Raw genomic sequence first — 24,415 nt, 5'->3', positions numbered from 1 at the left:
GATGTAAATAATTTAAGTCAAAATTGAAGGCTTTGGCGTAAATTATTGTGGTGCGGAGGCTACGGCTTGACCTTGGCGGAGCGCTGCATTGGCTTCGCGTTGTTGTTCGGCTTGTTGCTCATTTTGTTCATTCGACTGTTCGGCTTCACGTGAAACTTCTTCTTGGTTTTTTGTTGGAGCAGATTGCGTAGTTGTTGTTGCACCATAGGTATTCACTTTACCTTTACGCTGCGCATTTTTTGGCGGTGGCGTGGTGGTGTAATGCGTTGAACCTTTAGCGTCCACCCACTTGTAATATTCTTTCGCTGAAAGGTCCAAACTGGTTAGGCAAAATGCCATGGTAGATAAAATACAGGCAGTGCGAGCAATCGTCGTCTTCATCATAAATTCAGTCCCAAAGTTAGAGTGATCATGCAAAATTATGCTGAAAATTTTGCGCTTTTTTGACAGCAGAATCTATGCATTTTTTAGCACAAAGGATAAAAGGGGCATCGTGTGGGATGAATAACTTTGTGAATGATGAATTGTGGAATTAATAAGCAATCAAAATATTGTGTTTTTATCATTTAATCCATGCCTTAAGTTGAAAGTGAGGCAATTGAATTAAAAACCCACAGCAATTCATTTAATTTATTTATTAGATTTATAAAAGTATTTTATTAAATACATGCTAACTGGTTATAAATAAACAAACTACAAAGAATGCAAAGAACGGGAGTGTGCTTAAAAAACAAACGGTCTGTAAGTAATCAGAAAAAAGCCCATTTTTAAACTTGACTTTAATGGTTGAAACTACAAAAATGCTGTCTTTAGTTTTATATGCCTTAGATCGATCACCCTTCGAATGAGTGCATTTTAGCAATGGACTTCTTCTCTAGCCGAGAGGTTGAACAAAGCCAACAAAATATGTTTATCCCAACATGTTTTAGACCCCATATTGCTTAAACAGCAAGCAGGTCAGATTTTTTTCTTATTGCTATGAAAACTATGAAATTTGTGTGCTATAACAGAGCACACAGTTAATGAATTAACCACGACAAATGCCCTCCATTTGTGCGTGAAAAAAGATTAGGGTGAATCACGTTGGAACTTTTATCTGGTGGTGAAATGCTTGTTTGCGCTTTAGCGGACGAAGGCGTTGAACATGTTTTTGGATACCCAGGCGGCGCAGTACTGCATATTTATGATGCGCTATTTCAACAAGAAAAAATCAATCATTACCTAGTGCGCCACGAGCAAGCTGCTGGTCATATGGCTGATGCTTACTCACGTGTCACAGGTAAAACAGGTGTCGTATTGGTGACATCTGGTCCTGGTGCAACAAATACCGTAACTCCAATTGCAACTGCCTATATGGACTCAATCCCAATGGTGATTTTGTCAGGTCAGGTTGCAAGCCATCTTATCGGTGAGGATGCGTTCCAAGAAACGGATATGGTCGGTATTTCGCGCCCAATCGTAAAACACAGCTTCCAAGTACGTCATGCAAGCGAAATCCCTTCGATTATTAAGAAGGCATTTTATATCGCTTCAAGTGGCCGTCCCGGTCCTGTTGTTGTTGATATTCCAAAGGATGCGACGAATCCTGCAGAGAAATTTGCTTACGAATATCCTGAAAAAGTGAAAATGCGTTCGTATCAACCGCCGCATCGTGGTCACTCTGGTCAAATTCGTAAAGCAATTGATGAATTGATTCATGCTAAACGCCCAATTATTTATTCAGGCGGTGGCGTGGTTCAAGGCAACGCTTCTGCACAGTTGACAGAGCTTGCTCATTTGCTTGGTTACCCAGTAACAAATACTTTGATGGGCTTAGGTGCATTCCCGGGGAATGATCCACAGTTCATTGGTATGCTCGGTATGCATGGTACATATGAAGCAAACATGACGATGCACAATGCAGATGTGATTTTGTGTGTAGGTGCACGTTTCGATGACCGTGTAACCAACAATCCTGCAAAATTCTGTCCGAATGCAAAAGTCATTCATATTGATATCGACCCAGCGACGATTTCAAAAACAATTATGGCGCACATCCCAATTGTGGGTGCAGTAGAGCCTGTATTGACTGAAATGTTGGCGCAATTAAAACAATTGAATGTGTCTAAACCAAATCCTGAAGATATCGGGGCTTGGTGGAAACAAATCAATGAATGGCGCCAAGTTCATGGTTTGAACTATGACAAACCAACTGATGGTTCGATGAAGCCACAGCAAGTTGTTGAAGCGTTGGATAAAATTACCAATAGTCAAGCCATCATTACTTCAGACGTTGGTCAACACCAAATGTTTGGTGCGCTTTACTACAAATACACACGTCCACGTCAATGGATCAACTCAGGTGGTCTAGGAACCATGGGTGTAGGTTTGCCATATGCTATGGCAGCTAAACTTGCCTTCCCAGATCAACAAGTAGTGTGTATTACTGGCGAAGCATCGATTCAGATGTGTATCCAAGAACTATCTACATGTAAGCAATATGGCTTGAATGTAAAAATTCTATGCTTGAATAACCGTGCATTAGGTATGGTTAAGCAATGGCAAGACATGAACTACGAAGGTCGTCACTCAAGCTCGTATGTTGAGTCACTTCCAGACTTCCCTAAATTAATGGAGGCGTATGGTCATGTAGGTATTCAAATTGACCATGCAGATGAACTCGAGTCGAAGCTTGCTGAAGCGATGGCGATCAATGACAAGTGCGTGTTTATTAACGTGATGGTTGACCGTTCAGAGCATGTATATCCAATGTTGGTTGCTGGCCAGTCAATGAAAGATATGTGGTTAGGCAAAGGAGAGCGCACACAATGAGACATATTATCTCTGTACTTGTAGAAAACGAAGCAGGTGCGCTTTCACGTTTGGTAGGTTTATTCTCTCAGCGTGGTTATAACATTGAGACATTAAACGTAGCGCCAACAGAAGATCCGACGCTTTCGCGTTTGACTTTAACCACGTATGGCGATGAGCATAAAATTGAACAAATCACCAAACAACTCAACAAGCTTGTCGAAGTTGTTAAAGTTGTTGATTTGTCTGAAGGTGCTCATATTGAACGTGAATTGATGTTAATTAAAGTCAAAGCACTTGGTTCAGCGCGCGCAGAAATTAAACGTACTGCGGATATTTTCCGTGGACAAATCGTAGACGTAACACCAACAACATATACCATTCAAATCGCAGGTACAACTGAAAAGATAGATGGTTTTATTGATGCCTTAGCTGAAAATACAATTCTAGAAGTTGTACGTTCAGGTGTTTCAGGTATCGCACGTGGCGAAAAAGTTTTAACTATCTAATTTTATATTTTCACCTCACTCCTATGGGTGAGGTACTTGAAACGTGAATAATCAAACAGAATCACGTTATCAAGTTAAAGGAAACAAAAGCATTTTAGCGGAGACAGCAATGCAAATTTTTTACGATAAAGACACAGACTTATCTATCATCCAAGGCAAAAAAGTAGCAATCATTGGTTATGGTTCACAAGGCCATGCTCATGCGCTTAACCTTAAGGATTCAGGCGTTGATGTAACTGTAGGTCTACGTGCTGGTTCTACTTCTTGGAAAAAAGCTGAAAATGCTGGTCTTAAAGTTTCAGAAGTTCCTGCTGCTGTAGCTCAAGCTGACTTAGTTATGATTTTGACTCCAGATGAGTTCCAATCACAACTATACCGTGACGTAATTGAGCCAAACATCAAGCAAGGTGCAACGCTAGCATTTGCTCATGGTTTCTCTGTTCTTTATAACCAAGTTGTTCCACGTGCTGACCTTGACGTAATCATGGTTGCTCCAAAAGCGCCTGGTCATACTGTACGTTCAGAATTCCAACGTGGTTCAGGTGTACCTGATCTTATCGCTGTTCACCAAGATGCTTCTGGTAATGCACGTAACGTTGCGCTTTCTTACGCTTCAGGTGTTGGTGGTGGCCGTACTGGTATTATCGAAACTTCATTCCGTGAAGAAACTGAAACTGACCTTTTCGGTGAGCAAGCAGTTCTTTGTGGTGGTGCTGTTGAATTGGTTAAAATGGGCTTCGAAACTCTTGTTGAAGCTGGTTATGCACCAGAAATGGCTTACTTCGAATGTCTACACGAACTTAAATTGATCGTTGACTTAATGTTCGAAGGCGGTATCGCGGACATGAACTACTCGGTATCAAACAATGCTGAATATGGCGAATACGTAACTGGTGTTGAAGTAATCAACGAACAGTCTCGTGAAGCTATGCGTAATGCGCTTAAACGTATTCAATCTGGTGAATACGCGAAGATGTTCATCCAAGAAGGTGCGTTGAACTATCCTTCTATGACTGCTCGTCGTCGTCAAAACGCGGCGCATGGTATCGAAGTAACTGGTAACAAGTTACGTGCGATGATGCCTTGGATCCAAGCGAACAAAATCGTTGATAAAGAGAAAAACTAATTTCTTGAATCAATTGATTTGAATATGAAGACCCACTCATTTTGAGTGGGTTTTTTAATATCTAAAGTTACGTGCCTTAAAAATAGAAAAGTAGTGCTCTCATTCCTTACGCGTCACTCAGAACAGTGTGCTGCCTCGTTGTACTTCGTACAAAATAATATTTTGTACTCGTTCATACTTTGGATCCAATCGAACAAAATCGTAAGCAAAGAAAAGAATTTATTTAATTATCTTTTGAGTTTTATGATACAAGGAACCCAATATTAGCGTGGGTTAGAATAATGATTTTATATAAATATGTGAGTTTTGAAGCTGCTTTAACGATTTTGAAAACAAAATCTCTAGGTTTTTCACATTTAGAAGATTTTAACGACCCATTTGAATGCACTGGTTTTGGTTTTTATGATTTGGATGTACCGACATCCGTAGCAATAGGGGCATTCCGTAATCAGTTTTCTAGAAAGTATGTGATTTTAAGTTTGACTAGAACCGCTTTAAATCCACTCATGTGGTCACATTATGGGGATAGTTACAAAGGTGTTGTGATCGGAATTGACACATGCAAAGCAGGTTTTGAAGATGGTGATCAATTTATTATTCCTTCAACAAAAGGAGAGTTGAGATATTTAAAAACAGCGCCGAAGCAGGCCAATGTGGCAAGTGTTGAAAAATTAATGTCGGTAGGAAATTCAAATATTTTAAATTGGGATAATGAAGAAGTTTTAATAAAGCATGGTTTGCTTTATAAAATGCAGGAATGGGCATACGAAGAGGAAGTACGTATTGTAAAGAATATTAGCGATGCTCAATTCGGGTATCACTTTTCTACAAAAACACATGCATATATCAATGACCAACTTTGGCAAAGAGTCCAATTGCAAACGCGTCCAATTTATACATTAAAATTGCCTGAAGAAGCCTTTGTTGAAGTATATGTTGGGAAAAATGCATATATTGATCTTAGAAGAAAGCAAGAGCTTGTGAAGCCAGTAATTGATCATAAGGTAGATCAGTTTGAATTGCTGAAAGATCTATGTATTCAATTTAATATTGGTTTGAAATGTATTTCATTAGATTTGGAAACTTGGGCTTTAAAAGCGACTCCAATTTAATCTGATGATTTGAGTTGTAGGTGGTTTCAAAACTCCTATATTTGTGTCATCTGTGTTGAATTTAGGTTGTGATAGAGTAGGCATTATTCATGCTGCATGGAGTGTGTAATTGCAATGAAAATATCAAAAATCTCTCTTTTACTCGCTCTTTGTCTACCAGTGGTGAGTTTTGCACAAGAGGCAGATATAACACTGCCTGAGTTAAAGCCTTTACCTGAGGTTCGGATATCCATGCAGCGGATGCTTCGCTCGACTGAAGGACGCTATTTCTTAGATTTGTATGCTGGTATATGGAATCCGCACGGGACTTTGACTGATCTGCAAGAGCCCAAACAAATTAACTTTAAAGGGACTCAAAAAGCTGATTTTATTGACTTGAATTCAGTTCATGTTGGAACTGAACAAAGTGCGGCAACTGCTTATCGATTGGCAGGAACCTTGAATGCCAATACAGGCTCGTTTAAAGCTGAACTGATGGAAAAAACGGCATCACCATCTACAAGTTATCTACAGTTTGAACCTGCATTTAAAGCAGTAGATAAACCTATCCTGTTGTTTCAGTTCTATGGAGTGCAATCCGCAGATCAGCCCTATGGCAAGTCTCTAAAGCGCGTAGATGTAATTAATAAGTTAAATGGCGAGGTACTACAGTCATTACAAGGCTTTAATGCCTTTGGGAATAGTATGGGATTCTTAGATGTAAACTTTGATGGATACTATGATGTTGTACTTTCGGATACCTCTGATGGTCGAAAAATAGAAGATAAGCGACTTATTTATTGGATGTACAATCCTAAAACGAAGAATTTTCAACGCTCACCGCAATTGGAGAAAATTGCTGGCTTCCCAAAATTAAAAGGAGAGCTGCAGCAGATCGACTTTGGATCAGGTCAAATCTTTCGAGTCGATCAAGGATTGCTTTATCCAGTCAGTGAGTAAGTTAAATTTTTTAAAAAGCCCCATAACTTGGGGCTTTTTTTATTTATAGAATTTTCTAAAGAAGAATTCAGGCAGTTTAAAAAGAGGTAGTCCGTATTTTGAATAAAAAAGCAAAGTAAAATGAGTGTTGAAAGAGAGGGGGGGGGATTTCTATATATGTGATAATTCACGTAATAAATGAGATTCTAAAAAATTGAAAAACAAAAACTGAAATTTAAAGAAAGAAAATATGTTTTACAAAAGCTTAACATTGGAAACTAAGGCGTGTTTCAAAACCTGTAATTTAATACAAAGGCTCAGTATTTGGTGACGTAATTCTTGTATTGCGTTTCAAAAGACATACCTGAAAGTAGTGATTATATATTTAAGATTCTATTTAAAATTTAAATTTAATCGGTCTTTACTATTAATATAGTTGAATATTCACGTAGTATTGTTTTGTTTGAAAATTATTTTGAACTATTTCACAAATATTTGGTGAAATATGTAACAGTCTATATTATTTTTAATGTTACTAAATTTAATAAAAACAATAAGATATAATATACCAAAAAATAGGGATATGAAAAAAATCCCCAAAATTTGGGATAAAGAGAAAAATTAAATAAAAATATAAAAATTAAAAATATTTAATATATTACAACCACATAATTTAAATATTTGTAAAAAATAATATTACATGATTATTCGTGTGAAATTTCCATATTAGGTTCTTTTTTTCTCAACATGATTAAGAATGAATCAGCACCTAGGGAAAGTAAGATTAATTAGTTTTTCTTAACAAATATCCTTTGATGCACATACTAATAAATCTCATATGAGAATGGAGAAGTGAAATGTCTACATCTAAAATTTTAACCGCAGTACTATCTGCAACATTGTTCGTAGCACTTCCAGCAACATCTGCAATCGCTGGTGGTAAAAAAGAATCTAAACAATGTGGCGGTGCGCCGTGTGAAGGCGAAATCGACATCGAGTTACAGATTCTGAAAGCATGTGAGCTTTTGGTAGGTAAAGACATCAAACTCGTTGAAGACAGTTATACAGGTGCTAGTAGCTTTCAAGTTACAACAAACACCCCATATACACTGAATTTATCTACATTGAATGCAGGTACAAGTGCAGATACTTTTGTAAAACATGAAACGACTACTGATAAAGTGGCTACAAAAATCACGACTACAAAAGGTGGTGTGAATTATCCAATCGGCTCTACACCTGTAGCTGGTATGAGTGTTGATAACTTCACAGTATCTGTTGCTCCAAAAACTGCAATTTCAGCGACTCAACGTGCTGGTACATACAAAGATACTTTATATATCAAAGTAGCTTACTAATCCAAATTTAGGGAGTTGATTCTACACAGTTAGGGTCAACTTCTTTTTATTTTGAATTGATAATAATATTTAAATGTACTGGGGTGAGTATATGAAAATTTTATTCAAAGTCGTTTCATTAAGTTTAATGACTTGCTTATTGAGTGCTCAAATATTTGCAGGTATTTCAATTAGCCCTGTGCAATTATATTTAACCGATAAATCTAAACAACGCAGTGCGACATTTACTTTGGAATCGAAAGGGGATGATGAGACACCACGTATTTTTGAAGCTAAAGCATTTAAATGGACTCAAAATGCTGCAGGTGAAGATATTCTTTCACCTGAATCCAATATTATTATCAATCCGAAAAATTTCATTCTAAAACCAAACTCAAAACAAATGGTTCGTGTGGGTTTTACTCAATCTGTAGAGAGTATGAATCTACAACAAGAAGAAGCATGGCGTATTATTTATACTGAGCTACCTCAAGTGACGAACTCTGAATCGAAAATTGCACTGTTATTAAGTATTAATGTGCCATTTTTTGTCGGCAAACAAGAACCCGCTTATTTAAAATTTATTGCCAAAAAAATGAATGGTCGCACCATTATTCAGGTTGAAAATTTAGCAAAATCACACATTCAAATCCAAAAACTTTATGTCATCGATAAAAGCAAGAAAACAGTCGCTGAATCTTCCGATATGAAATATTTATTGGCATTAGGTAAAAACCAATACGACATCGGGAATGTTTCTTTACAAGGCGCTAGTAATTATAAAGTCGTTGTGGAAACAGATAAAGGTGACACTCCTTTGGAGTTTAATTTAGTTGAGTAGTGGCTATGAACAGAATTACATTGCTTCTATATTGTATTTTATGTGCTAATTCTGCTCATGCAGAAGCCGTTGATATGCCTGATGATTTATTTCCAACCAGTATTTGGGTAAACGAAGTAGACCGCAAGAGCGAAGTATTATTACTGACTGAAAATAACAAGTTTTATATAGAGTGCGCAGATCTTGATAAGCTGCAAATTAAAGTAGAAATTCTGAAACGACATGCAACTAAAAATTCATTTTGTTTGGTAACGGATCAAGATATTCAGTCTGGATTTGATCCTCAATTGCAAGCCGTCAAAATTAATCTTCCATCAAAATATTTCTTTGGGCTAGAAACTGATACCTTAATCAGCCAGCCGATGCCTGCAAATTTTGGTGCATTTCTTAATTATGAAATGCATTTTGAAAATAATACTCAACATAATAATTTTGGTGTGCTACCTGAACTGGGCGTGTTTAAAGACAATTGGATTTTAAGAAATAATGCCTTTTATCGAAATAATAAAGGTGATGATTATCGTGAAGAAAAATTCGTCAGGTTAAATAGTAGTCTTGAGTTTGATTTTTCTAAAAGTGCGACCAAACTGGTTATTGGTGATACGACCTCTGCATATAGTGCATTAATTCATGGTGTGCGATTTGGTGGTTTGAGTTTTGGTACAGACTATACGTCACGCCCAGATTTTGTGTATTGGAATATTCCAAGTTTAAAAGGCAGTGCGGTTTTACCTTCGACTGTTGATTTATATATTGATGGCGTAAATATTTATCAGAAAAAGATTTCACCTGGAGATTATAACTTACAAACAGGTGCCAATATTGAAAGTGCCGGTACAGCGCAAATGGTTGTACAAGATGTATTGGGGAATACTACTGTTAGAAGCTTCCCGGTATTAATTAGTAGTAAATTGCTTAAAGAAGATTTAAATGATTACAACATATCATTAGGGAAACTACGCTTCAGTTATGACGAAGAAAATAGCGATTATCGCGATTTTTTTAGTTCAGCCTATTGGCGTAGAGGTGTCACCAGTCGTACCACGTTGGGTGCAAGTGCAACCTATAGTGACAAAGTAAAAAATGCAGGACTGCTATGGACGCAAGCGGTCAATCGATGGTTTGTTTTAGACAGTATTTTTTTAGGCAGTAAAACCGATAATGACGATGGTTATTCTGCAGGTTTGGCTATCAGTCGTAATTTCGGGAAACTCAATTTTGGTGTGAGTTCACGCTATGCTACAAATGATTATCGGGCATTGGGTTATGAAGATAATCATATTTTTCCAAAATTTGAAAATATGGCGTATTTAAGTTTTGCTAATTTTCCATTTTTTCAAAATTTAAACCTGAATTATATCGAACAAACCCAGTATGAATCTAATGATCCTTTATTTGAATTAGAGGATCGCAAAATGCTCACAGTGGGTGTGAGTCGCGAAATTACACAGAATTTAATGTATACCGCCAATTATTTTAAAGAATTTGGTGATAGCGATGACTCAGGTGCTTTTATTACATTTTCTTATAATTTTGGTGGTGGTAAACGTATTCAGGCTGATGCAGGTACCAATAAATCCGGCGGTGTACGTTTCATCCAAAATGCATTTGGTGAATATGGTGCAAATTATGCGCTCGGTGTGGATTATCGCAATGATGAAACGGTATTAAATGCCTATGGTGGTTTGTCCACTGATGTAGGTGATTTAACCCTAAGTCATCTCTATAGTGAAAATGATTCAACAACACAGGTTGGCTACCGTGGCGCTATGGTGTGGTTGGGTGGTCAATACGCATTGACCAGTTTTGTCGATAATGCTTTTGCTTTAGTGAATGTTGGTGGTCGTGAAGATATTGATGTCATGCGATCAATGTCTCCAGTCGCGAAAACCAATAAAAAAGGCTATGCCTTTGTACACGATATCGTTCCTTATATTAATTACGATATTTCATTTGATGAAAATCAATTGCCGATCGAAAGCAAAGTTCCGAATGCTGCACATCGTTTAGTCGCATTAAGACAGCGTGGTTACAACATTAATTTTTCAGTATTTGATACACAACAAATATTGGTCAAAATATTGGATGAACAAGGTCATCAATTTGTTGCAGGAAGTGAAGTTGCAATTGATAACCCAGAAGCTGATGTTTATCCAGTGGGTTCAGATGGCACGGTAATGTTATATGGTTTGGTTGAAGGCTACTACAAGTTGACGGTGAGGACCAGTGGTGGTCGATCTTGCCAAACAGCGTTAACAGTGCCGAAAAAGGTAGAAAACCAAACTCCTGAATTAATTACATTGCAGTGTAAATAAAGGAGTATTTCCAATGAAAAGTATTTTACTCATCTCAGCAGCGTTATTTAGTTCAATGACATTTGCAGCGCCGAGTCGCTGTGAAATGGGACGAATCAGTGAAACCAATATGCGCTTGGCAAATTACTATAATAGTCAAGCGGCGAGTTCATTTAGTGTCGATTGTTCAGGTAAATACCGCATACGCTTTAATAGTCGTAATTTGCAGGATACTTCGGGCAGTAGTTTTGTGACGAATGGCCCGATTAAGCTGAAAACACGAATGACTGTTTCAGGTGCGATGGAAAATCTGTGGAATGTTTCTACCGAGCAAGGGGCTGGCAAAAATAACTATGTGATTGCTGTGCGTTTGGTAGAACGAGTGAATGCAACGACACCTGCAGGAATCTACCGCGATACAGTCTTTGTAAATATGGTGTTTTGAGATGCTTAGCGACCGATTTTTTTCATGGCTAAGGTGATTATATGTTAAATGATGAATTTATACCGTTAGATTGAAGCTTGAGGATAGATATTTAGGTGAATCTTGGGCTTTAATCTAAGTAGCTTAATTTTCTGCTATGCGTATAAAGTCAGAAATGAAGGAAATTTGATTTCAGCATATGCTTCCCCGATAACAACTTTAGACACCGTTTTAATCAGTTATTTGATGAGCTCGATATACACGCTAAATGGTCAGTTCCTGCAAAATGGGAAGGGGATGTTACCCCATTGGAATGTCTAAGCTTACAGTGTGTAGCCGAAGAAGCATTAACCAATATTGTGAAGCATAGTCATGCGACCGTGGTGCAGATCCGAATTTATTATGAAAACTCGGCGTTGATAATGGAAGTTGAAGACAATGGCGTGGGGGGTGATGTGGATCTGGTCAATCAAGCCGGTTTGAGTGTGGGGCTTCGTAGTATGAGTGGGTGTTTAGAACGGATGAACGCAGATATGCAAATAGCTTCTCGTGCGGGTCAGACGATTTTAAAAGTGATTAAAAAATTACGGATAAATCATGATTTTGTAGATGAAATAAGATAATTTCTTTCAATAAACTGTCATCAAATAATCATCAAAATGCAAAAAACTGCTGCTTAAACTGTGGATAAACATTTATAAGAAGCATGTAAGATCATGACAGAATCGGCTAACGATTTGGGGTGTATGCAGGATGAACCTGCACGCTTTCAATTCCAATTTAAGCATATGCAATCACGAATGGATGTGCAAACGGTCTCAACCTTAATCCGTCCAGGTCTAAAAGTCGCCATTGTTACAGATACGTGGGCGCCAGAAATTAATGGTGTTGCACATTCTTTATTGCAGTTGTGTAAAGGCTTGCAGCAACAAGGCAACTCAATATTTTTAATACGTCCTGAACAGTCCGAAAGTTGTCAGGATTTCAAACCTGATCAAGAGTGTTTGGTTCGAGCGCAGTCGATTCCTAAATATTCAGGTTTACAATTTGGCTGGCCGCAACTAATTAAGCTGAGTAAAGCTTTAAAAAAAGCCCAAGTCGACATTGTGCATATAGTCACTGAAGGGCCTTTGGGTTTTGCCATGCTTCAATTGGCGCATTCTTTACACATCCCTGTGTCTAGTGGTTTTCACTCGGCCTTTCATGACTTTAGTCGTTTCTTTGATTTAGCGTTTTTAATGAAGCCTGTACAGCATTATTTACGATGGTTTCATAACAATACTCAACTCACCTGTGTCCCGAGCCAAGATACTGCAGATGCCTTGCATCGATTAGGTTTTAGTTGTCCATTGGTGGTGGTGGGACGAGGTGTGGACCATAGTCGATTTTCTCCCTCACATTATCGAGCAGAACTGAGACAACAGTGGCAAGCAGATGAACATACCCGCGTGATGCTCTATGTCGGTCGGCTATCTCCTGAAAAAGAGGTGGATGTTTTAATTTCAGCCTATCGTTCGATGTTGGCCATGGGTGCACGAACGAAATTGGTCATTGTAGGTGATGGGCCAGATTGTGAACGATTAATGCAATTGGCAAAATCCCTAGATGTTATTTTTATGGGAAGTTTAAGTGGTCAGGCTTTATCGGAAGCCTACGCCAGTGCGGATGTTTTTGTTTTCGCAAGTCAGGTTGAGACCTTTGGTAATGTGGTTTTGGAGGCAATGGCCAGCGGATTGCCGGTGATTGCATATAATGCCGCATGTGCCCAACTGTACGTGAGAAATCAGCAAACGGGATGGTTGTGTCATTTATCTCGAACCGATGAATTTATTCGTCTTATGCAACAATTGCCGCAACGCGCTAAATTAAAAACCATGGGCATCGAGGCGGCAAAAGACGCTGCTAAAATCGGATGGCAATATCCTGTACAGCAATTTGAGCAAGCGCTATATCGCGTGGTGGATCAAGCCATGATGAGCCAATGGAGCTAGCGCTATTGGTTATATACTGGTTGAGCATCCTCATAACCAATATTCATTGAACTGTCATCAAAGCATCATTGCACTGTCAAAAAGAGAACCTAAGCTGAGTCAAACACAGATCTCAACTTGTAAAAATAACAACACAAATCTAGCTCAACCCCAACACAGTCAGGCTTTGACTGTAGATAGGAGATTAGCGATGAATTTTAAAAATGCAAAAACAAGAATGCTGCACCTCGATTTAAAAGGCTGTATTTATCTCAATCATTTTTCACATCAACAAGTTGTGGCTGATATATTTAAAATGGTGAGTCGACTTGGTGATGGTGTGTTTTGGTATGTCATGTTGGCGACGGTCTGGATCGTGCAGGGCATGTCTTACAGTGTACAAATCGTTTATGTATTACTAGGTGGTTCAGTTGGCACCTCGATCTATAAACTCCTCAAAAAGAAAACTGTGCGCCCAAGACCGTACCAAGTGCATCAAGTGATTCGCTTAGGTGAACGCCCTCTAGATCATTTTAGTTTTCCATCGGGGCATACTCTACATGCGGTTATGGCAACAACAGTGCTGGGCTATATTCAACCCATGTTGTTGGTCTTAATGTTGCCCTTTAGCTTATTGGTGGCATTATCTCGCATGATCTTAGGTTTGCATTACCCGAGTGATGTTGCTGTCGGTGCTGCTATAGGTGCTGCAGTGGGTGCGGCGATTATTCTCTGTGCACCTCTTTTGGGTTTGGTTTTATAGTTTGATGTGGACACCACAATTGCAAAATCTGGTAATAAAAAAATTAAAAGGGTTTATCACGTCGAATTGCTGAAATTTGTTAAAGTAAGCCATCATTCTATAGACGATGTTAGGAAGACCCATGGGTTTACGCTGGACAGATACCATTGATATCGCAATTGAGCTGTATGAAGCTCACCCTGATGTTGATCCGCAATGGATTCGCTTTACTGACCTACATGCATGGGTATGTGCATTGCCAAATTTCACTGATGACCCTGAAAAGTCGACTGAAGGTCTGCTTGAGGGAATTCAGATGGCCTGGATTGATGAGGCAAGTTAATCCCTACATCGAAAAAAGCAATTTTTTTGTATAGCAAAAGCAGAAAATAGCGCATTATTCGGTATAATGCGGCAAATTTTTCACGTCAAATTGACTTAAGGAGCCTCTCATGGCTATTGAACGTACTTTATCTATCGTTAAACCAGACGCAGTTGCTAAAAACCACATCGGCGACATCTTTGCTCGTTTCGAAAAAGCTGGTCTTCAAATCGTTGCAACTAAAATGAAACACTTGACTCAAGCTGAAGCTGAAGGCTTCTACGCTGAGCACAAAGAACGTGGTTTCTTTGGTGACCTAGTTGCATTCATGACTTCTGGTCCAGTTGTAGTTTCAGTTCTTGAAGGCGAAAACGCAGTTCTTGCTCACCGTGAAATTCTTGGCGCAACTAACCCTAAAGAAGCTGCTCCTGGTACTATCCGTGCAGACTTCGCTGTAAGCATCGACGAAAACGCTGCTCACGGTTCTGACTCTGTAGCATCTGCTGATCGTGAAGTTAACTACTTCTTCGCTCAAACTGAGATCGCTCCACGTACTCGTTAATTCGAAGTATTCAAACCAGATAAGTGGTATACTGCTTGTCTGGTTTTTTTATTCTCTGAATAATTCTTTGCTCAATAACTGAGCTTCTCCTTTGATCTTTAGACATGGTTTAGGTAATTACACATGAGTACTGAAGTAGTCGCTACATCAGCTGTTTCTGATGCACAGCAACAATCTCCATCCGCTCCGACGCAGCAAAATACTGTTGAGAAAGTGAATTTACTGGGCATGTCACGTCCGCAAATGGAAAAATTCTTCGAAGAAATGGGGGAGAAAAAGTTCCGTGCTGGGCAGGTGATGAAATGGATTCATCAGTTCTTCGTGACTGATTTTGCTGAAATGACCAATATTTCAGGCAAATTGCGTGAAAAACTAGAAAAGATTTGTGAAATTAAAGCGCCTGAAGTGGTGCATAAAAATTATTCAAAAGACGGTACTCGTAAATGGGTATTCCGTGTGGGTGATGGTGCAGGTTCATTGGTTGAAACTGTACTCATTCCAGCAGAAGATAAAACCGGTGCACGTAAGACCTTGTGTATTTCGTCACAAGTAGGCTGTGCTCTGGACTGTTCATTCTGTTCAACTGGTAAACAAGGCTTCCAACGTGACTTGAGTCAAGCTGAAATTATTGGACAGCTTTGGATGGCGAACTTCTCTTATATGGAAGATGTGCCAGTTGCTGATCGTGAGCGTTCAGTGACCAACGTGGTGATGATGGGCATGGGTGAGCCGCTGTTGAACTATGATGCCGTATTGAATTCAATGCGTATCATGCTGGATGACTTTGCGTATGGCATGTCGAAGCGCCGTGTGACTTTATCAACCTCAGGTGTGGTGCCTAAAATTGACCAATTGGCACAAGACATTGATGTAGCCTTGGCCATTTCACTCCATGCGCCAAATGATGAATTACGCAACGAACTTGTTCCGATCAATAAAAAATATCCGTTGGAACAGTTGATTGCAGCGTGTCAGCGTTATATCGCCAAAGACGGTAATGAAAGTTCGCGTAAACACGTGACCATCGAATACGTGATGTTAGATGGTGTAAATGACCATCCTGAACATGCACAGCAAATGTTAAAGCTGTTGAAAAACTTACCAAGCAAAATTAATTTGATTCCGTTTAACCCGTTCCCGCATGCGCCATACGGTCGTTCAAGCCGTAACCGTATTATTTCTTTCCAAAAAACTTTGTCTGATGCCGGTTTTGTGTGTACGATTCGTCAGACACGTGGTGATGATATCGACGCTGCGTGTGGACAACTCGTGGGGCAAGTTGCTGACCGTACTCGTCGTGCGGAGCAATGGAAAAAGAAAGTTGCGCAGCAAAATGAGATACTGCGCTCACAAGGATAATAAAGAGGCAGCCAATTGAAAAAGTTAACGTATAAGTTCACTTTCGTTTCAGCTTTATGTGCATCGGTTTTGGCATTAACAGCATGTCAAACGCCTGAGATTGGGAAAAAAGACCCAGAGAAAGCCGTAAAAATCAGAACGCAATTGGCTGTTGAACACCTGAAAGCAGGGGATTTGGACTCTGCTAAACGTGCATTAGATCAGGCTTTAGAGGTGGATTCTCGCGATTCCCAAGCCAATATGATGATGGGTGTCTTACTACAACGAGAAGGCAGTCCAGCCAACTTAGAAAAAGCAGATAGTTATTTTAAGCGTGCAATTTCAGCAGACTCAAAAAATTCTCAAGCACGTAACAACTACGGTACGTATTTATATCAAGTTGAGCGCTATAATGATGCGATTGAACAGTTCAGCATCGCAGGTTCAACTTTAGGTTATGATCAACGTTTCAAAGCATTGGAAAATTTAGGTCGTATTTACCTGAAAGTGGGTGATGTGGCGAATGCTGAAAAATCATTCAAACAAGCTTTGCAGGCTAATCGTGATTCCTATGTTTCAATGTTAGAGTTGTCTGAAATCTTTTATTTGAATCAGCAGTTCCCTGCTGCCACACAAATGTATGAACAATTTGTACGTGCAGTAGGACAAAAAAATCAGGGTGCGCGTGCACTCTGGATTGGCATTCGAACAGCGCGTGCCAATGGCGACAATTTGGGTATGCAAGTACTGGTCAACCAGTTACGTGCTTTGTTCCCAGAAAGTCCTGAATACCAACGCTATTTGCAATTACAGTACAGTACTGAGGCCGTATGGAAGTAAATCCTAATTCACCGCAATCGAATGGTTCGAGCGTAGCTCCAAATGCATTAGGAAATGTACAACGCCCAGGTGAGTATTTACGTCAAGTACGTATTACGCAAAAACTGGAACTTGAAGCTGTCGCATCAGAACTCAATATTCCATTAAAAACACTGACTGCACTTGAGCAAGATGATTATAAGTCATTGCCTGAAGCGACCTTTATTAAAGGTTACTACCGCACTTATGCCAAATATTTAAAAGTTGATGCAACCAATATCATTCAACGTTTTGATGATATTTATGCTAACGATACGGGATTGTTGCCAAATCACGCGTTAAACAATTCACCGATTAAAATTATGGGTAAATTACCCGGTTCTAACCGTGACCGTAATCGTAAATGGATCAAACGTGGTCTGATTGCATTGGCTGTGTTGGTAGTCATTGGTGCGATCGTGGCAGCGATTCAGGGTATGACCTCGGGCAGCGATAATGAAGATGCTGTGACCAGTGATGTCGCTTCAGAAGTTCAAGTCCTCGACATGAATGGCGGAAATGCAGCGGTCAGCGGTGATCAATTGACATTGACCTTCAGTAGCCCAACTTCAGTACATATTGTGGATTCTACGGGTAAGGTGTTAGCGACAGGTCGTCAAGCATCGACGCTCAACTTAAGCGGTGAAACACCATTCCAAATTCGTTTGGATGATGCAACAGCAGTGTCATTAAGCTTAAATAATGAAAATATTTCATTGTCACCATATACCGTAAACGGCAAAGCAGATTTCCGTTTATCACGTTAAGGGACAACAGAGCAGACTGAACAATGATTGAAAATCCAATTAAGCGCCGTCCAACGCGTAAAATTAAAGTAGGTTCGGTGTATGTCGGTGGTGATGCGCCGATCAGCATCCAAAGTATGACCAATACTGAAACCTGTGATGTCGAAGCGACCGTGGCACAGATTCAGCGCTGTGTAGACGTCGGTGCGGACATCATGCGTGTTTCTGTACCGAGTATGGAAGCTGCTGAAGCTTTTGGTGAAATTCGTAAACGTGTACAAGTGCCATTGGTTGCCGATATTCACTTTGATTATAAAATTGCTTTACGTGTTGCAGACCTTGGTGCAGATTGTTTGCGTATTAACCCGGGTAATATTGGCTCAGAAGCTAAAATTCGTGAAGTGGTAGCTGCTGCACAACATAATGACATTTCAATGCGTATTGGTGTCAATGCAGGCTCACTGGAAAAAGATATTCAAAAGAAATATGGTGAGCCTACAGGTCAGGCTTTGCTTGAATCTGCAATGCGCCATATTGATATTTTAGACCGTTTAAATTTCCATGAATTTAAAGTGTCAGTCAAAGCATCCAATGTCTTTCTGACGATGGATGCGTACCGCTTGCTTTCTGCACAAATTGATAACCCATTACACTTAGGTGTGACTGAAGCAGGTGTATATCGTACGGGTTCAGTCAAATCTGCTATCGCTTTAGGCGGTTTGTTGATGGAAGGCATTGGTGACACCATGCGTATTTCATTGGCAGCAGAGCCTGAAGAAGAAATCAAAATTGGCTTTGATATTTTAAAATCATTGGGTTTACGTTCAAACGGCATTAACTTTATTGCGTGCCCAAGTTGTTCACGCCAAGAGTTTAATGTCATCAAAGTCATGCAAACATTGGAAGAGCGTTTAGAAGATATTCGTACCCCAATGGATGTATCGGTGATTGGTTGTAAAGTGAATGGTCCGGGTGAAGCCAAAGAAGCCGATATTGGTGTAGTAGGTGCAAGTCCGCGTTCACTGGTGTATCGTAATGGCGAAAAGAGCCATTTAATTGACACAAATCAGTTGGTTGACGAAATCGAAGCGATGGTTCGTCAACGTGTTAGCGATCTTGAAGACGCTAAAGCTAAAGAGATTATTCGCACAAGTTTTTCTGAGTAGATCATGAGTTCAATCGTCGCAATCAAAGGTTTTAATGACATTCTTCCTACGCAAAGTCCTGCATGGAGACGTCTAGAACAGCATCTATCTAGCCTGATGGATGCTTATGGTTATCAGCAAATTCGCTTGCCGATTGTGGAGCAGACTCATCTGTTCAAACGTTCTATTGGTGATGCAACGGATATCGTTGAAAAAGAAATGTACACATTCTTAGACAAAGGTAATCCGCCTGAGTCTTTGACTTTGCGTCCTGAAGGTACCGCAGGGTGTGTGCGTGCAATGCTTGAACATAACTTACTTCGTGGTGCTACACCGCGTGTATGGTATGTCGGCCCAATGTTCCGCTATGAAAAACCACAAAAAGGTCGCTACCGTCAGTTCCATCAATTTGGCGTAGAAACTTTTGGTGTTGCAACACCAGATCAAGATGCAGAATTGATTTTAATGACTGCACGTTTGTGGAAACGCATGGGCGTTGCAGATAAAGTTCAATTAGAGCTCAATACTTTAGGTGAGTCTGATGAACGTGCAGCTTATCGTGCAGCATTGGTTGAATTCTTAGAGTCACATAAAAATGACTTAGATGAAGATTCACAGCGTCGTCTAACCACGAATCCACTGCGTATTTTGGATTCTAAAGATGCAAAAACACAAAGCATTTTGGAAAATGCGCCAAAACTTCACGACTTTATGGGTGAAGAAACGTTGGCTCACTTTGCTCAATTGCAGCAGTATTTGACTGATGCTGGTGTTGGTTTTGTGATCAATCAAAAATTGGTTCGTGGTCTCGACTATTACAACAAAACGGTCTTTGAATGGACAACCACGCACTTAGGTTCTCAAGGAACGGTATGTGCTGGTGGTCGTTATGACGGTTTAGTGGGGCAGCTTAAAGGTAAAGCAGACCAGTCGGTGCCCGCTGTTGGTTTTGCAATGGGTATGGAGCGTTTGCTTCTTCTACTTGAACAAGTGGAAGACAATACTCCTGTGCGTGACTGTGAGCTATTCTTGGTTTCAGATCCTGCAACTCAAGGTAAAGCGTTGGTACTTGCTGAACAAATTCGTGATCAACTTGAAGCGGCGGGTAGCAACATTCGCTTAAAAGTTGGTTCACAAGGTTCAATGAAATCGCAAATGAAAAAAGCCGACCAATCGGGTGCTTTATTTGCTGTGATTTACGGTGAACGTGAGCAAGCAGCAGGGCAAGTGCTGGTAAAAGAGCTAGCGATTGCAGAACAACACGAAGTGAATGTGGCAGACTTTGTTGCCTTCATTATCGAAAAAATTTCTTCAAAATAATCCCTATAACATAAGGAAAAGGTAATTTCATGAGCGCATTGAGTGAAGAAGAACAACTTGATAATTTAAAATCGTTTGCTAAAAAATATGGCTCTGCCATTGTTAGCGGCATTTTAATTGCGTTGATTGCCTTTTTCGGATGGGAATACTGGCAGAAGAAAACTTTGGCTGAATCGCAAATGCAAACAGCCAAAGTACAGCAGTTAATGGATGATGCTCAGTCGGCGACTGGCGATGCGTTTACACAACTTTCTGCGACTGCAGATAAAATTGTAAAAGAAGCGCCAGATTCGCCACAAGCCATCCAAACTCAGTTGCTTATGGCAAAATTGGCGTATGATAAAGCGGATTATGCCAATGCTGAAAAAGCTTTGAAAAAAGTTGAAAATTCAAAAGTTGATGATGCAGGCTTAGTTCAATTGGTGAAATTACGTTTGGCGTATGCACAATTGGCACAAAAGAAATTTGATGAAGCATTAAAAACTTTAGAAGCGGTTAAAGAACCTGCTTTTCAAGCAACTGCAGATGAAGCCCGTGGCGATGTCTATGTTGCAAAAAATGATATCGAAAATGCAAAGAAAGTTTATCAAAGTGCATGGGATGCTTTGGTTGAGCGACAAGAAGAACGTCAAATTTTACAAATTAAACTCGAAAGTGTAGGCGTTTTAGTTGATGATCCTGAAATTGAACGTCCGATTATAGATACACAAGTGGAAGCAACTGAATGAATAGAAAATACAAAATTACCTGTGCGCTGACAGTTTTAACACTTGCTTTGGCTGGTTGTGCAAATAAAGGAAAAGTAGAAAAAGTAAAACCAAATCCTTTACCAAAATTGGAACAGGCAAAAACTTTAGCACCTGTATTTTCAAACAGTGTGGCTTCAACTGAAGAAGCAGATCCACTGCGTTTACGTATGGATGCAGATAATGGCGTTGTTTTTAGCGTAAATCCTAATGGCGAAGTTCAAGCCTACAAAGGCAAAGAGCGTTTATGGCAGAAGAAAATCTCTAAACAAGGTTTGACTGCAGGTGTAGAAGCAGCTGACGGAATTGTGGTTGTTGGTAATGCAAAAGGTCAATTATTTGCATTAGATCAGGCAACAGGTGAACAAAAGTGGACGGCGCAATTAACCGGTGCGTTACTTTCACCGTCGTTGATTCAAGCAGGTCGCGTTATTTCAGTTACCAATGATGGTACGGTATACGCAAACGATGTGGCAACGGGCCAACAAACTTGGACCTATAACTTGCCAAATGTGCAGTTTAGTTTACGTGGTATGGCAGCACCGGTATCACTCGATGCGCGTCATGTTCTCATCGCTTCTTCAAATGCCTATATCTATGTGATTGATGCATTGAGCGGTATTCCGAAAATGCAGCGTCGTGTTGCAGTGTCAGACGGTCGTTCAGATGTACAACGTCTCATTGATATTGACGGTGAACCGACTGTAGCAGGTCAATTTTTAATTACCACCAGTTACCAAGGCCAAGTGACAGCGCTTGATCTTGCCTCACAACAAGTGATCTGGAGCAATGATGCGAGCAGCATTCAGCGTCCTGAAGTTGCGGGCAATGGTGTCTTTGTGACACAAACTGATGGTAAAATTGTGGCTTATGAAATTACCACTGGTCAAACATTGTGGGAAAATGACCAATTGCTTAATCGTAATTTGAGTAACCCAGTGATGTTAGGTCAAGACCTTGTGGTTGGTGATCTGGATGGTGTACTTCACTTAATCAACCCAGCGACAGGCGAGTTGGTTGGTCGTTCTAAAACCAGTGGTGAAGTACGTTCACTACGTGTAATTGACAACCAATTATATGTGTCGACACGTAAGGGTGCATTAAGCATTTGGCAGAACCGTTAATTTTTCTGCGGCTTATGTTAAAATAAGCCAAACCGTATTTTTAACGCGGGGGATTGAATCATCAATGCCCCGTGTTTTTATTTATTTTAGGCATTTATCCTATTTCCATTCTTCCTAAGCTTTCTGATGTTCAGACCAGACCAAACTGGCTGATCTGGAATAAAGGTTAATCTATGAAACCCGTAATTGCGCTCATTGGTCGTCCGAACGTCGGAAAATCAACGTTGTTTAACCAGATAACCAAGAGCCGTGATGCTCTCGTTGCTGACTTTGCCGGTCTGACTCGTGACCGTAAGTATGGTGACGCGACTTATCAAAATAAATCTTTCATTGTCGTTGATACTGGGGGTATTGGCGAAACTGAAGGTGGTATCGATTCGTACATGGCAGAACAGTCAAAAACTGCCATTAATGAAGCAGATATTATTGTATTCGTGGTCGATGCGCGCGCAGGCTTATTGGCATCTGATGAGCAAATTGCACGTGACTTACGTACGCTAGGTAAAAAAGTTTATCTTGTTGCCAACAAAGTTGATGGTGTTCATGCCGAAGCAGCTTTAGTGGAATTCTTCAAATTGGGTATGGGTGAACCACTTCAAGTGGCTGCCAGCCATGGTCGTGGTGTTCAGCAAATGCTTGAAGAAGTATTGGCTGATGTACCTGAAGATGAAAGTGAAGAACAACACGATAAAGACACAGGCTTACGTTTAGCGATTATTGGTCGTCCAAACGTGGGTAAATCGACTCTAGTGAACCGTTTGTTGGGTGAAGACCGTGTGGTTGCATTTGACCAACCAGGTACTACACGTGACTCGATATATATCCCATTTGAACGTGATGGCAGTAAATACACATTAATCGATACTGCGGGTGTACGTCGTAAAGGTAAAGTGGACGAAATGATCGAGAAATTCTCGATTGTGAAAACTTTACAAGCGATGAAAGATGCGCATGTTGTGGTTATTGTTGTCGATGCACGTGAAGGGATCGTTGAGCAAGACTTGCATTTGATTGGTTATGCGCTTGAAGCAGGCCGTGCGATGGTGATTGCCATCAACAAATGGGACAACATGTCTGACTACGACCGTAAACAATGTAAATTAGATGTTGAACGTCGTTTTGACTTTATTCCATGGGCAAAAATTCACTTAATTTCTGCACTTCACGGTACAGGTGTTGGTGATCTTTATCCATCAATCCACCGTGCTTATGATTCTTCTCATTTGAAAGTATCACCTGCGAAAATCACTCAGATCTTGAATGATGCAACTGATGCGCACCAACCACCAATGGTTCAAGGTCGTCGTATCAAAATGCGTTATGCGCATATTGGCGGACAAAATCCACCGACGATTGTGATTCATGGTAACAAGGTCGATAAAACGCCAAATGACTATCGTCGTTACCTAGAAAACGTGTTCCGTAAAGTTTATAAACTTGAAGGTACGCCAGTCAAAATTGAATTTAAAACCTCTGATAACCCATTTGAAGGTCGTAAGTCGCAAATCGATGAGCGTACGGCGGCACGTAAACGTCGTTATGTTCAGAAGTTCAAAAAAGCGGAAAAGAAATTCAAACGCTAAGTTTAGATGAACAAAAAAAGCCTGCAGATATGCAGGCTTTTTTATTTCACTTTATTTATCTAAAAAGATCTCTGTACACGACAAATTTCATAGGATCCTTGTCCTATCAGGCTTTTTCTTTCTTAAAATTGCTAGCACTTTCTTAAATTCTTCTTTTTTTCCAAAACCAATCAAACGTAGAATAGCCATTTGAACATAGTCCAAACCGTAGCGAAATAAACTTACTGAAAGTCGTCCATGCTTCTTTATTTTTATCGCTTTTTTCCGATCATGTTGCCATTCACCTGTTAAATAGCACCAACAGAAACCGATAGCTAGCACTGCTATCAATTTCTTGACTCGTCTAGGGTCTGTTAAACGAGTATTTTCAAGATTGAATCCACGTCCTTTGAGACAACTAAATAACGTTTCGATTTCCCAGCGTAATGCATAATCACGAATAGCAGAAGCATTAAACATAGGAGAAACAACAAGTAAAAGTTCTCCATCTTCTAATCGTAGCGCACTAATATACAGTTTCACTCGACCAACCCAAATACGTCGTTTACGACATTCAGTTTGACCAACTTGAAGATGACGAAATAAATCACTAATTTTATGATTCTTGG

The 24,415-nt window shown here is 39.9% G+C and carries 23 protein-coding genes and 1 pseudogene; 22 read left to right on the top strand and 2 right to left on the bottom strand.

The window, feature by feature from the left end:
- Window positions 1-42: 42 nt before the first annotated feature.
- Window positions 43-384, bottom strand: coding sequence for a DUF4124 domain-containing protein (locus FTT85_RS01280; protein ID WP_257223155.1), 342 nt, complete (start codon window positions 382-384; stop codon window positions 43-45).
- Window positions 385-1,083: 699 nt separating this feature from the next.
- Here FTT85_RS01280 and FTT85_RS01275 point away from each other — a divergent pair.
- From FTT85_RS01275 to der, 22 genes are all read left to right on the top strand, one after another.
- Window positions 1,084-2,811, top strand: a complete 1,728-nt coding sequence (locus FTT85_RS01275; RefSeq protein WP_180182647.1) for an acetolactate synthase 3 large subunit — start codon at window positions 1,084-1,086, stop codon at window positions 2,809-2,811.
- The gene (ilvN, locus tag FTT85_RS01270) at window positions 2,808-3,299 is read left to right on the top strand and encodes an acetolactate synthase small subunit (RefSeq protein ID WP_078189625.1); all 492 of its coding nucleotides are present in this window, start codon (window positions 2,808-2,810) and stop codon (window positions 3,297-3,299) included. The genes FTT85_RS01275 and ilvN overlap by 4 nt, the downstream gene beginning before the upstream one ends.
- Window positions 3,300-3,408: 109 nt before the next feature.
- Window positions 3,409-4,425 carry a ketol-acid reductoisomerase gene (gene ilvC / locus FTT85_RS01265; RefSeq protein WP_078192867.1) on the top strand — a complete coding sequence of 339 codons (1,017 nt, stop codon included), beginning with the start codon at window positions 3,409-3,411 and terminating at the stop codon, window positions 4,423-4,425.
- 281 nt (window positions 4,426-4,706) lie between these two features.
- Window positions 4,707-5,537 (top strand): DUF2971 domain-containing protein, encoded by an 831-nt coding sequence (locus FTT85_RS01260; protein ID WP_180157011.1) that lies wholly within the window; start codon window positions 4,707-4,709, stop codon window positions 5,535-5,537.
- Between the two features lie 114 nt (window positions 5,538-5,651).
- On the top strand, window positions 5,652-6,476 hold the full coding sequence (locus tag FTT85_RS01255; protein ID WP_257232040.1) for a hypothetical protein: 825 nt from the start codon (window positions 5,652-5,654) through the stop codon (window positions 6,474-6,476).
- A gap of 836 nt (window positions 6,477-7,312) precedes the next feature.
- The gene (locus FTT85_RS01250; RefSeq protein ID WP_180121584.1) at window positions 7,313-7,813 is read left to right on the top strand and encodes a hypothetical protein; all 501 of its coding nucleotides are present in this window, start codon (window positions 7,313-7,315) and stop codon (window positions 7,811-7,813) included.
- A 91-nt stretch (window positions 7,814-7,904) separates the two neighbouring features.
- Window positions 7,905-8,633 carry a molecular chaperone gene (locus FTT85_RS01245; RefSeq protein WP_180182645.1) on the top strand — a complete coding sequence of 243 codons (729 nt, stop codon included), beginning with the start codon at window positions 7,905-7,907 and terminating at the stop codon, window positions 8,631-8,633.
- Between the two features lie 5 nt (window positions 8,634-8,638).
- Window positions 8,639-10,948: a fimbria/pilus outer membrane usher protein gene (locus tag FTT85_RS01240; protein ID WP_180182644.1), complete on the top strand. Its 2,310-nt coding sequence runs from the start codon at window positions 8,639-8,641 to the stop codon at window positions 10,946-10,948.
- A 13-nt stretch (window positions 10,949-10,961) separates the two neighbouring features.
- Window positions 10,962-11,372, top strand: a complete 411-nt coding sequence (locus FTT85_RS01235) for a hypothetical protein (RefSeq protein ID WP_180007213.1) — start codon at window positions 10,962-10,964, stop codon at window positions 11,370-11,372.
- Between the two features lie 287 nt (window positions 11,373-11,659).
- The gene (locus tag FTT85_RS01230; protein WP_180182643.1) at window positions 11,660-11,974 is read left to right on the top strand and encodes a sensor histidine kinase; all 315 of its coding nucleotides are present in this window, start codon (window positions 11,660-11,662) and stop codon (window positions 11,972-11,974) included.
- 90 nt (window positions 11,975-12,064) lie between these two features.
- Complete coding sequence (locus FTT85_RS01225) at window positions 12,065-13,342, top strand: glycosyltransferase family 4 protein (protein ID WP_373886873.1); 1,278 nt, start codon at window positions 12,065-12,067, stop codon at window positions 13,340-13,342.
- Between the two features lie 190 nt (window positions 13,343-13,532).
- Window positions 13,533-14,084 carry a phosphatase PAP2 family protein gene (locus tag FTT85_RS01220; protein WP_180182641.1) on the top strand — a complete coding sequence of 184 codons (552 nt, stop codon included), beginning with the start codon at window positions 13,533-13,535 and terminating at the stop codon, window positions 14,082-14,084.
- A gap of 121 nt (window positions 14,085-14,205) precedes the next feature.
- The gene (gene iscX, locus FTT85_RS01215; RefSeq protein ID WP_078189615.1) at window positions 14,206-14,406 is read left to right on the top strand and encodes a Fe-S cluster assembly protein IscX; all 201 of its coding nucleotides are present in this window, start codon (window positions 14,206-14,208) and stop codon (window positions 14,404-14,406) included.
- Between the two features lie 109 nt (window positions 14,407-14,515).
- Window positions 14,516-14,947: a nucleoside-diphosphate kinase gene (ndk, locus tag FTT85_RS01210; RefSeq protein ID WP_078189614.1), complete on the top strand. Its 432-nt coding sequence runs from the start codon at window positions 14,516-14,518 to the stop codon at window positions 14,945-14,947.
- Between the two features lie 123 nt (window positions 14,948-15,070).
- Entirely contained in the window at window positions 15,071-16,306 is a 1,236-nt protein-coding gene (gene rlmN / locus FTT85_RS01205; protein WP_078189613.1) for a 23S rRNA (adenine(2503)-C(2))-methyltransferase RlmN, read from the top strand.
- 15 nt (window positions 16,307-16,321) lie between these two features.
- Window positions 16,322-17,125: a type IV pilus biogenesis/stability protein PilW gene (pilW, locus tag FTT85_RS01200; RefSeq protein ID WP_078189612.1), complete on the top strand. Its 804-nt coding sequence runs from the start codon at window positions 16,322-16,324 to the stop codon at window positions 17,123-17,125.
- The gene (locus FTT85_RS01195; RefSeq protein WP_180182640.1) at window positions 17,116-17,910 is read left to right on the top strand and encodes a helix-turn-helix domain-containing protein; all 795 of its coding nucleotides are present in this window, start codon (window positions 17,116-17,118) and stop codon (window positions 17,908-17,910) included. The genes pilW and FTT85_RS01195 overlap by 10 nt, the downstream gene beginning before the upstream one ends.
- A 23-nt stretch (window positions 17,911-17,933) precedes the next feature.
- A complete protein-coding gene (ispG, locus tag FTT85_RS01190; protein WP_180011668.1) occupies window positions 17,934-19,055 on the top strand; it encodes a flavodoxin-dependent (E)-4-hydroxy-3-methylbut-2-enyl-diphosphate synthase in 1,122 nt (373 codons plus the stop codon).
- Between the two features lie 3 nt (window positions 19,056-19,058).
- A complete protein-coding gene (gene hisS, locus FTT85_RS01185; protein ID WP_180005380.1) occupies window positions 19,059-20,354 on the top strand; it encodes a histidine--tRNA ligase in 1,296 nt (431 codons plus the stop codon).
- 29 nt (window positions 20,355-20,383) lie between these two features.
- Window positions 20,384-21,082, top strand: coding sequence for a tetratricopeptide repeat protein (locus FTT85_RS01180; RefSeq protein WP_078189608.1), 699 nt, complete (start codon window positions 20,384-20,386; stop codon window positions 21,080-21,082).
- Window positions 21,079-22,224, top strand: a complete 1,146-nt coding sequence (bamB, locus tag FTT85_RS01175) for an outer membrane protein assembly factor BamB (RefSeq protein WP_078189607.1) — start codon at window positions 21,079-21,081, stop codon at window positions 22,222-22,224. Before FTT85_RS01180 ends, bamB begins: the two co-directional genes overlap by 4 nt.
- Before the next feature lie 173 nt (window positions 22,225-22,397).
- Window positions 22,398-23,807, top strand: a complete 1,410-nt coding sequence (gene der, locus FTT85_RS01170; protein WP_180182639.1) for a ribosome biogenesis GTPase Der — start codon at window positions 22,398-22,400, stop codon at window positions 23,805-23,807.
- An 87-nt stretch (window positions 23,808-23,894) separates the two neighbouring features.
- Here der and FTT85_RS01165 read toward each other — a convergent pair.
- Window positions 23,895-24,415 (bottom strand): annotated as a pseudogene (locus FTT85_RS01165) (IS4-like element ISAba33 family transposase); the annotation flags it as partial.

The organism is Acinetobacter sp. YH01020, from assembly GCF_013420275.1.
GTDB lineage: Bacteria > Pseudomonadota > Gammaproteobacteria > Pseudomonadales > Moraxellaceae > Acinetobacter > Acinetobacter amyesii.
Note: the sequence above shows the minus strand (reverse complement) of the source record. Positions and strands in the feature narration are given on the sequence as shown.

Bases quoted from the DNA above. Each gene is read 5' to 3' on its own strand.
- hisS (WP_180005380.1), top strand. From the start codon at position 19,059: ATGAGTTCAATCGTCGCAATCAAAGGTTTTAATGACATTCTTCCTACG.
- FTT85_RS01280 (WP_257223155.1), bottom strand. From the start codon at position 384: ATGATGAAGACGACGATTGCTCGCACTGCCTGTATTTTATCTACCATG.
- ilvC (WP_078192867.1), top strand. From the start codon at position 3,409: ATGCAAATTTTTTACGATAAAGACACAGACTTATCTATCATCCAAGGC.
- FTT85_RS01235 (WP_180007213.1), top strand. From the start codon at position 10,962: ATGAAAAGTATTTTACTCATCTCAGCAGCGTTATTTAGTTCAATGACA.
- FTT85_RS01260 (WP_180157011.1), top strand. From the start codon at position 4,707: ATGATTTTATATAAATATGTGAGTTTTGAAGCTGCTTTAACGATTTTG.
- rlmN (WP_078189613.1), top strand. From the start codon at position 15,071: ATGAGTACTGAAGTAGTCGCTACATCAGCTGTTTCTGATGCACAGCAA.
- FTT85_RS01180 (WP_078189608.1), top strand. From the start codon at position 20,384: ATGAGCGCATTGAGTGAAGAAGAACAACTTGATAATTTAAAATCGTTT.
- ndk (WP_078189614.1), top strand. From the start codon at position 14,516: ATGGCTATTGAACGTACTTTATCTATCGTTAAACCAGACGCAGTTGCT.
- iscX (WP_078189615.1), top strand. From the start codon at position 14,206: ATGGGTTTACGCTGGACAGATACCATTGATATCGCAATTGAGCTGTAT.
- FTT85_RS01255 (WP_257232040.1), top strand. From the start codon at position 5,652: ATGAAAATATCAAAAATCTCTCTTTTACTCGCTCTTTGTCTACCAGTG.
- FTT85_RS01250 (WP_180121584.1), top strand. From the start codon at position 7,313: ATGTCTACATCTAAAATTTTAACCGCAGTACTATCTGCAACATTGTTC.
- ispG (WP_180011668.1), top strand. From the start codon at position 17,934: ATGATTGAAAATCCAATTAAGCGCCGTCCAACGCGTAAAATTAAAGTA.
- FTT85_RS01220 (WP_180182641.1), top strand. From the start codon at position 13,533: ATGAATTTTAAAAATGCAAAAACAAGAATGCTGCACCTCGATTTAAAA.
- FTT85_RS01240 (WP_180182644.1), top strand. From the start codon at position 8,639: ATGAACAGAATTACATTGCTTCTATATTGTATTTTATGTGCTAATTCT.
- der (WP_180182639.1), top strand. From the start codon at position 22,398: ATGAAACCCGTAATTGCGCTCATTGGTCGTCCGAACGTCGGAAAATCA.
- FTT85_RS01195 (WP_180182640.1), top strand. From the start codon at position 17,116: ATGGAAGTAAATCCTAATTCACCGCAATCGAATGGTTCGAGCGTAGCT.
- ilvN (WP_078189625.1), top strand. From the start codon at position 2,808: ATGAGACATATTATCTCTGTACTTGTAGAAAACGAAGCAGGTGCGCTT.
- bamB (WP_078189607.1), top strand. From the start codon at position 21,079: ATGAATAGAAAATACAAAATTACCTGTGCGCTGACAGTTTTAACACTT.
- FTT85_RS01245 (WP_180182645.1), top strand. From the start codon at position 7,905: ATGAAAATTTTATTCAAAGTCGTTTCATTAAGTTTAATGACTTGCTTA.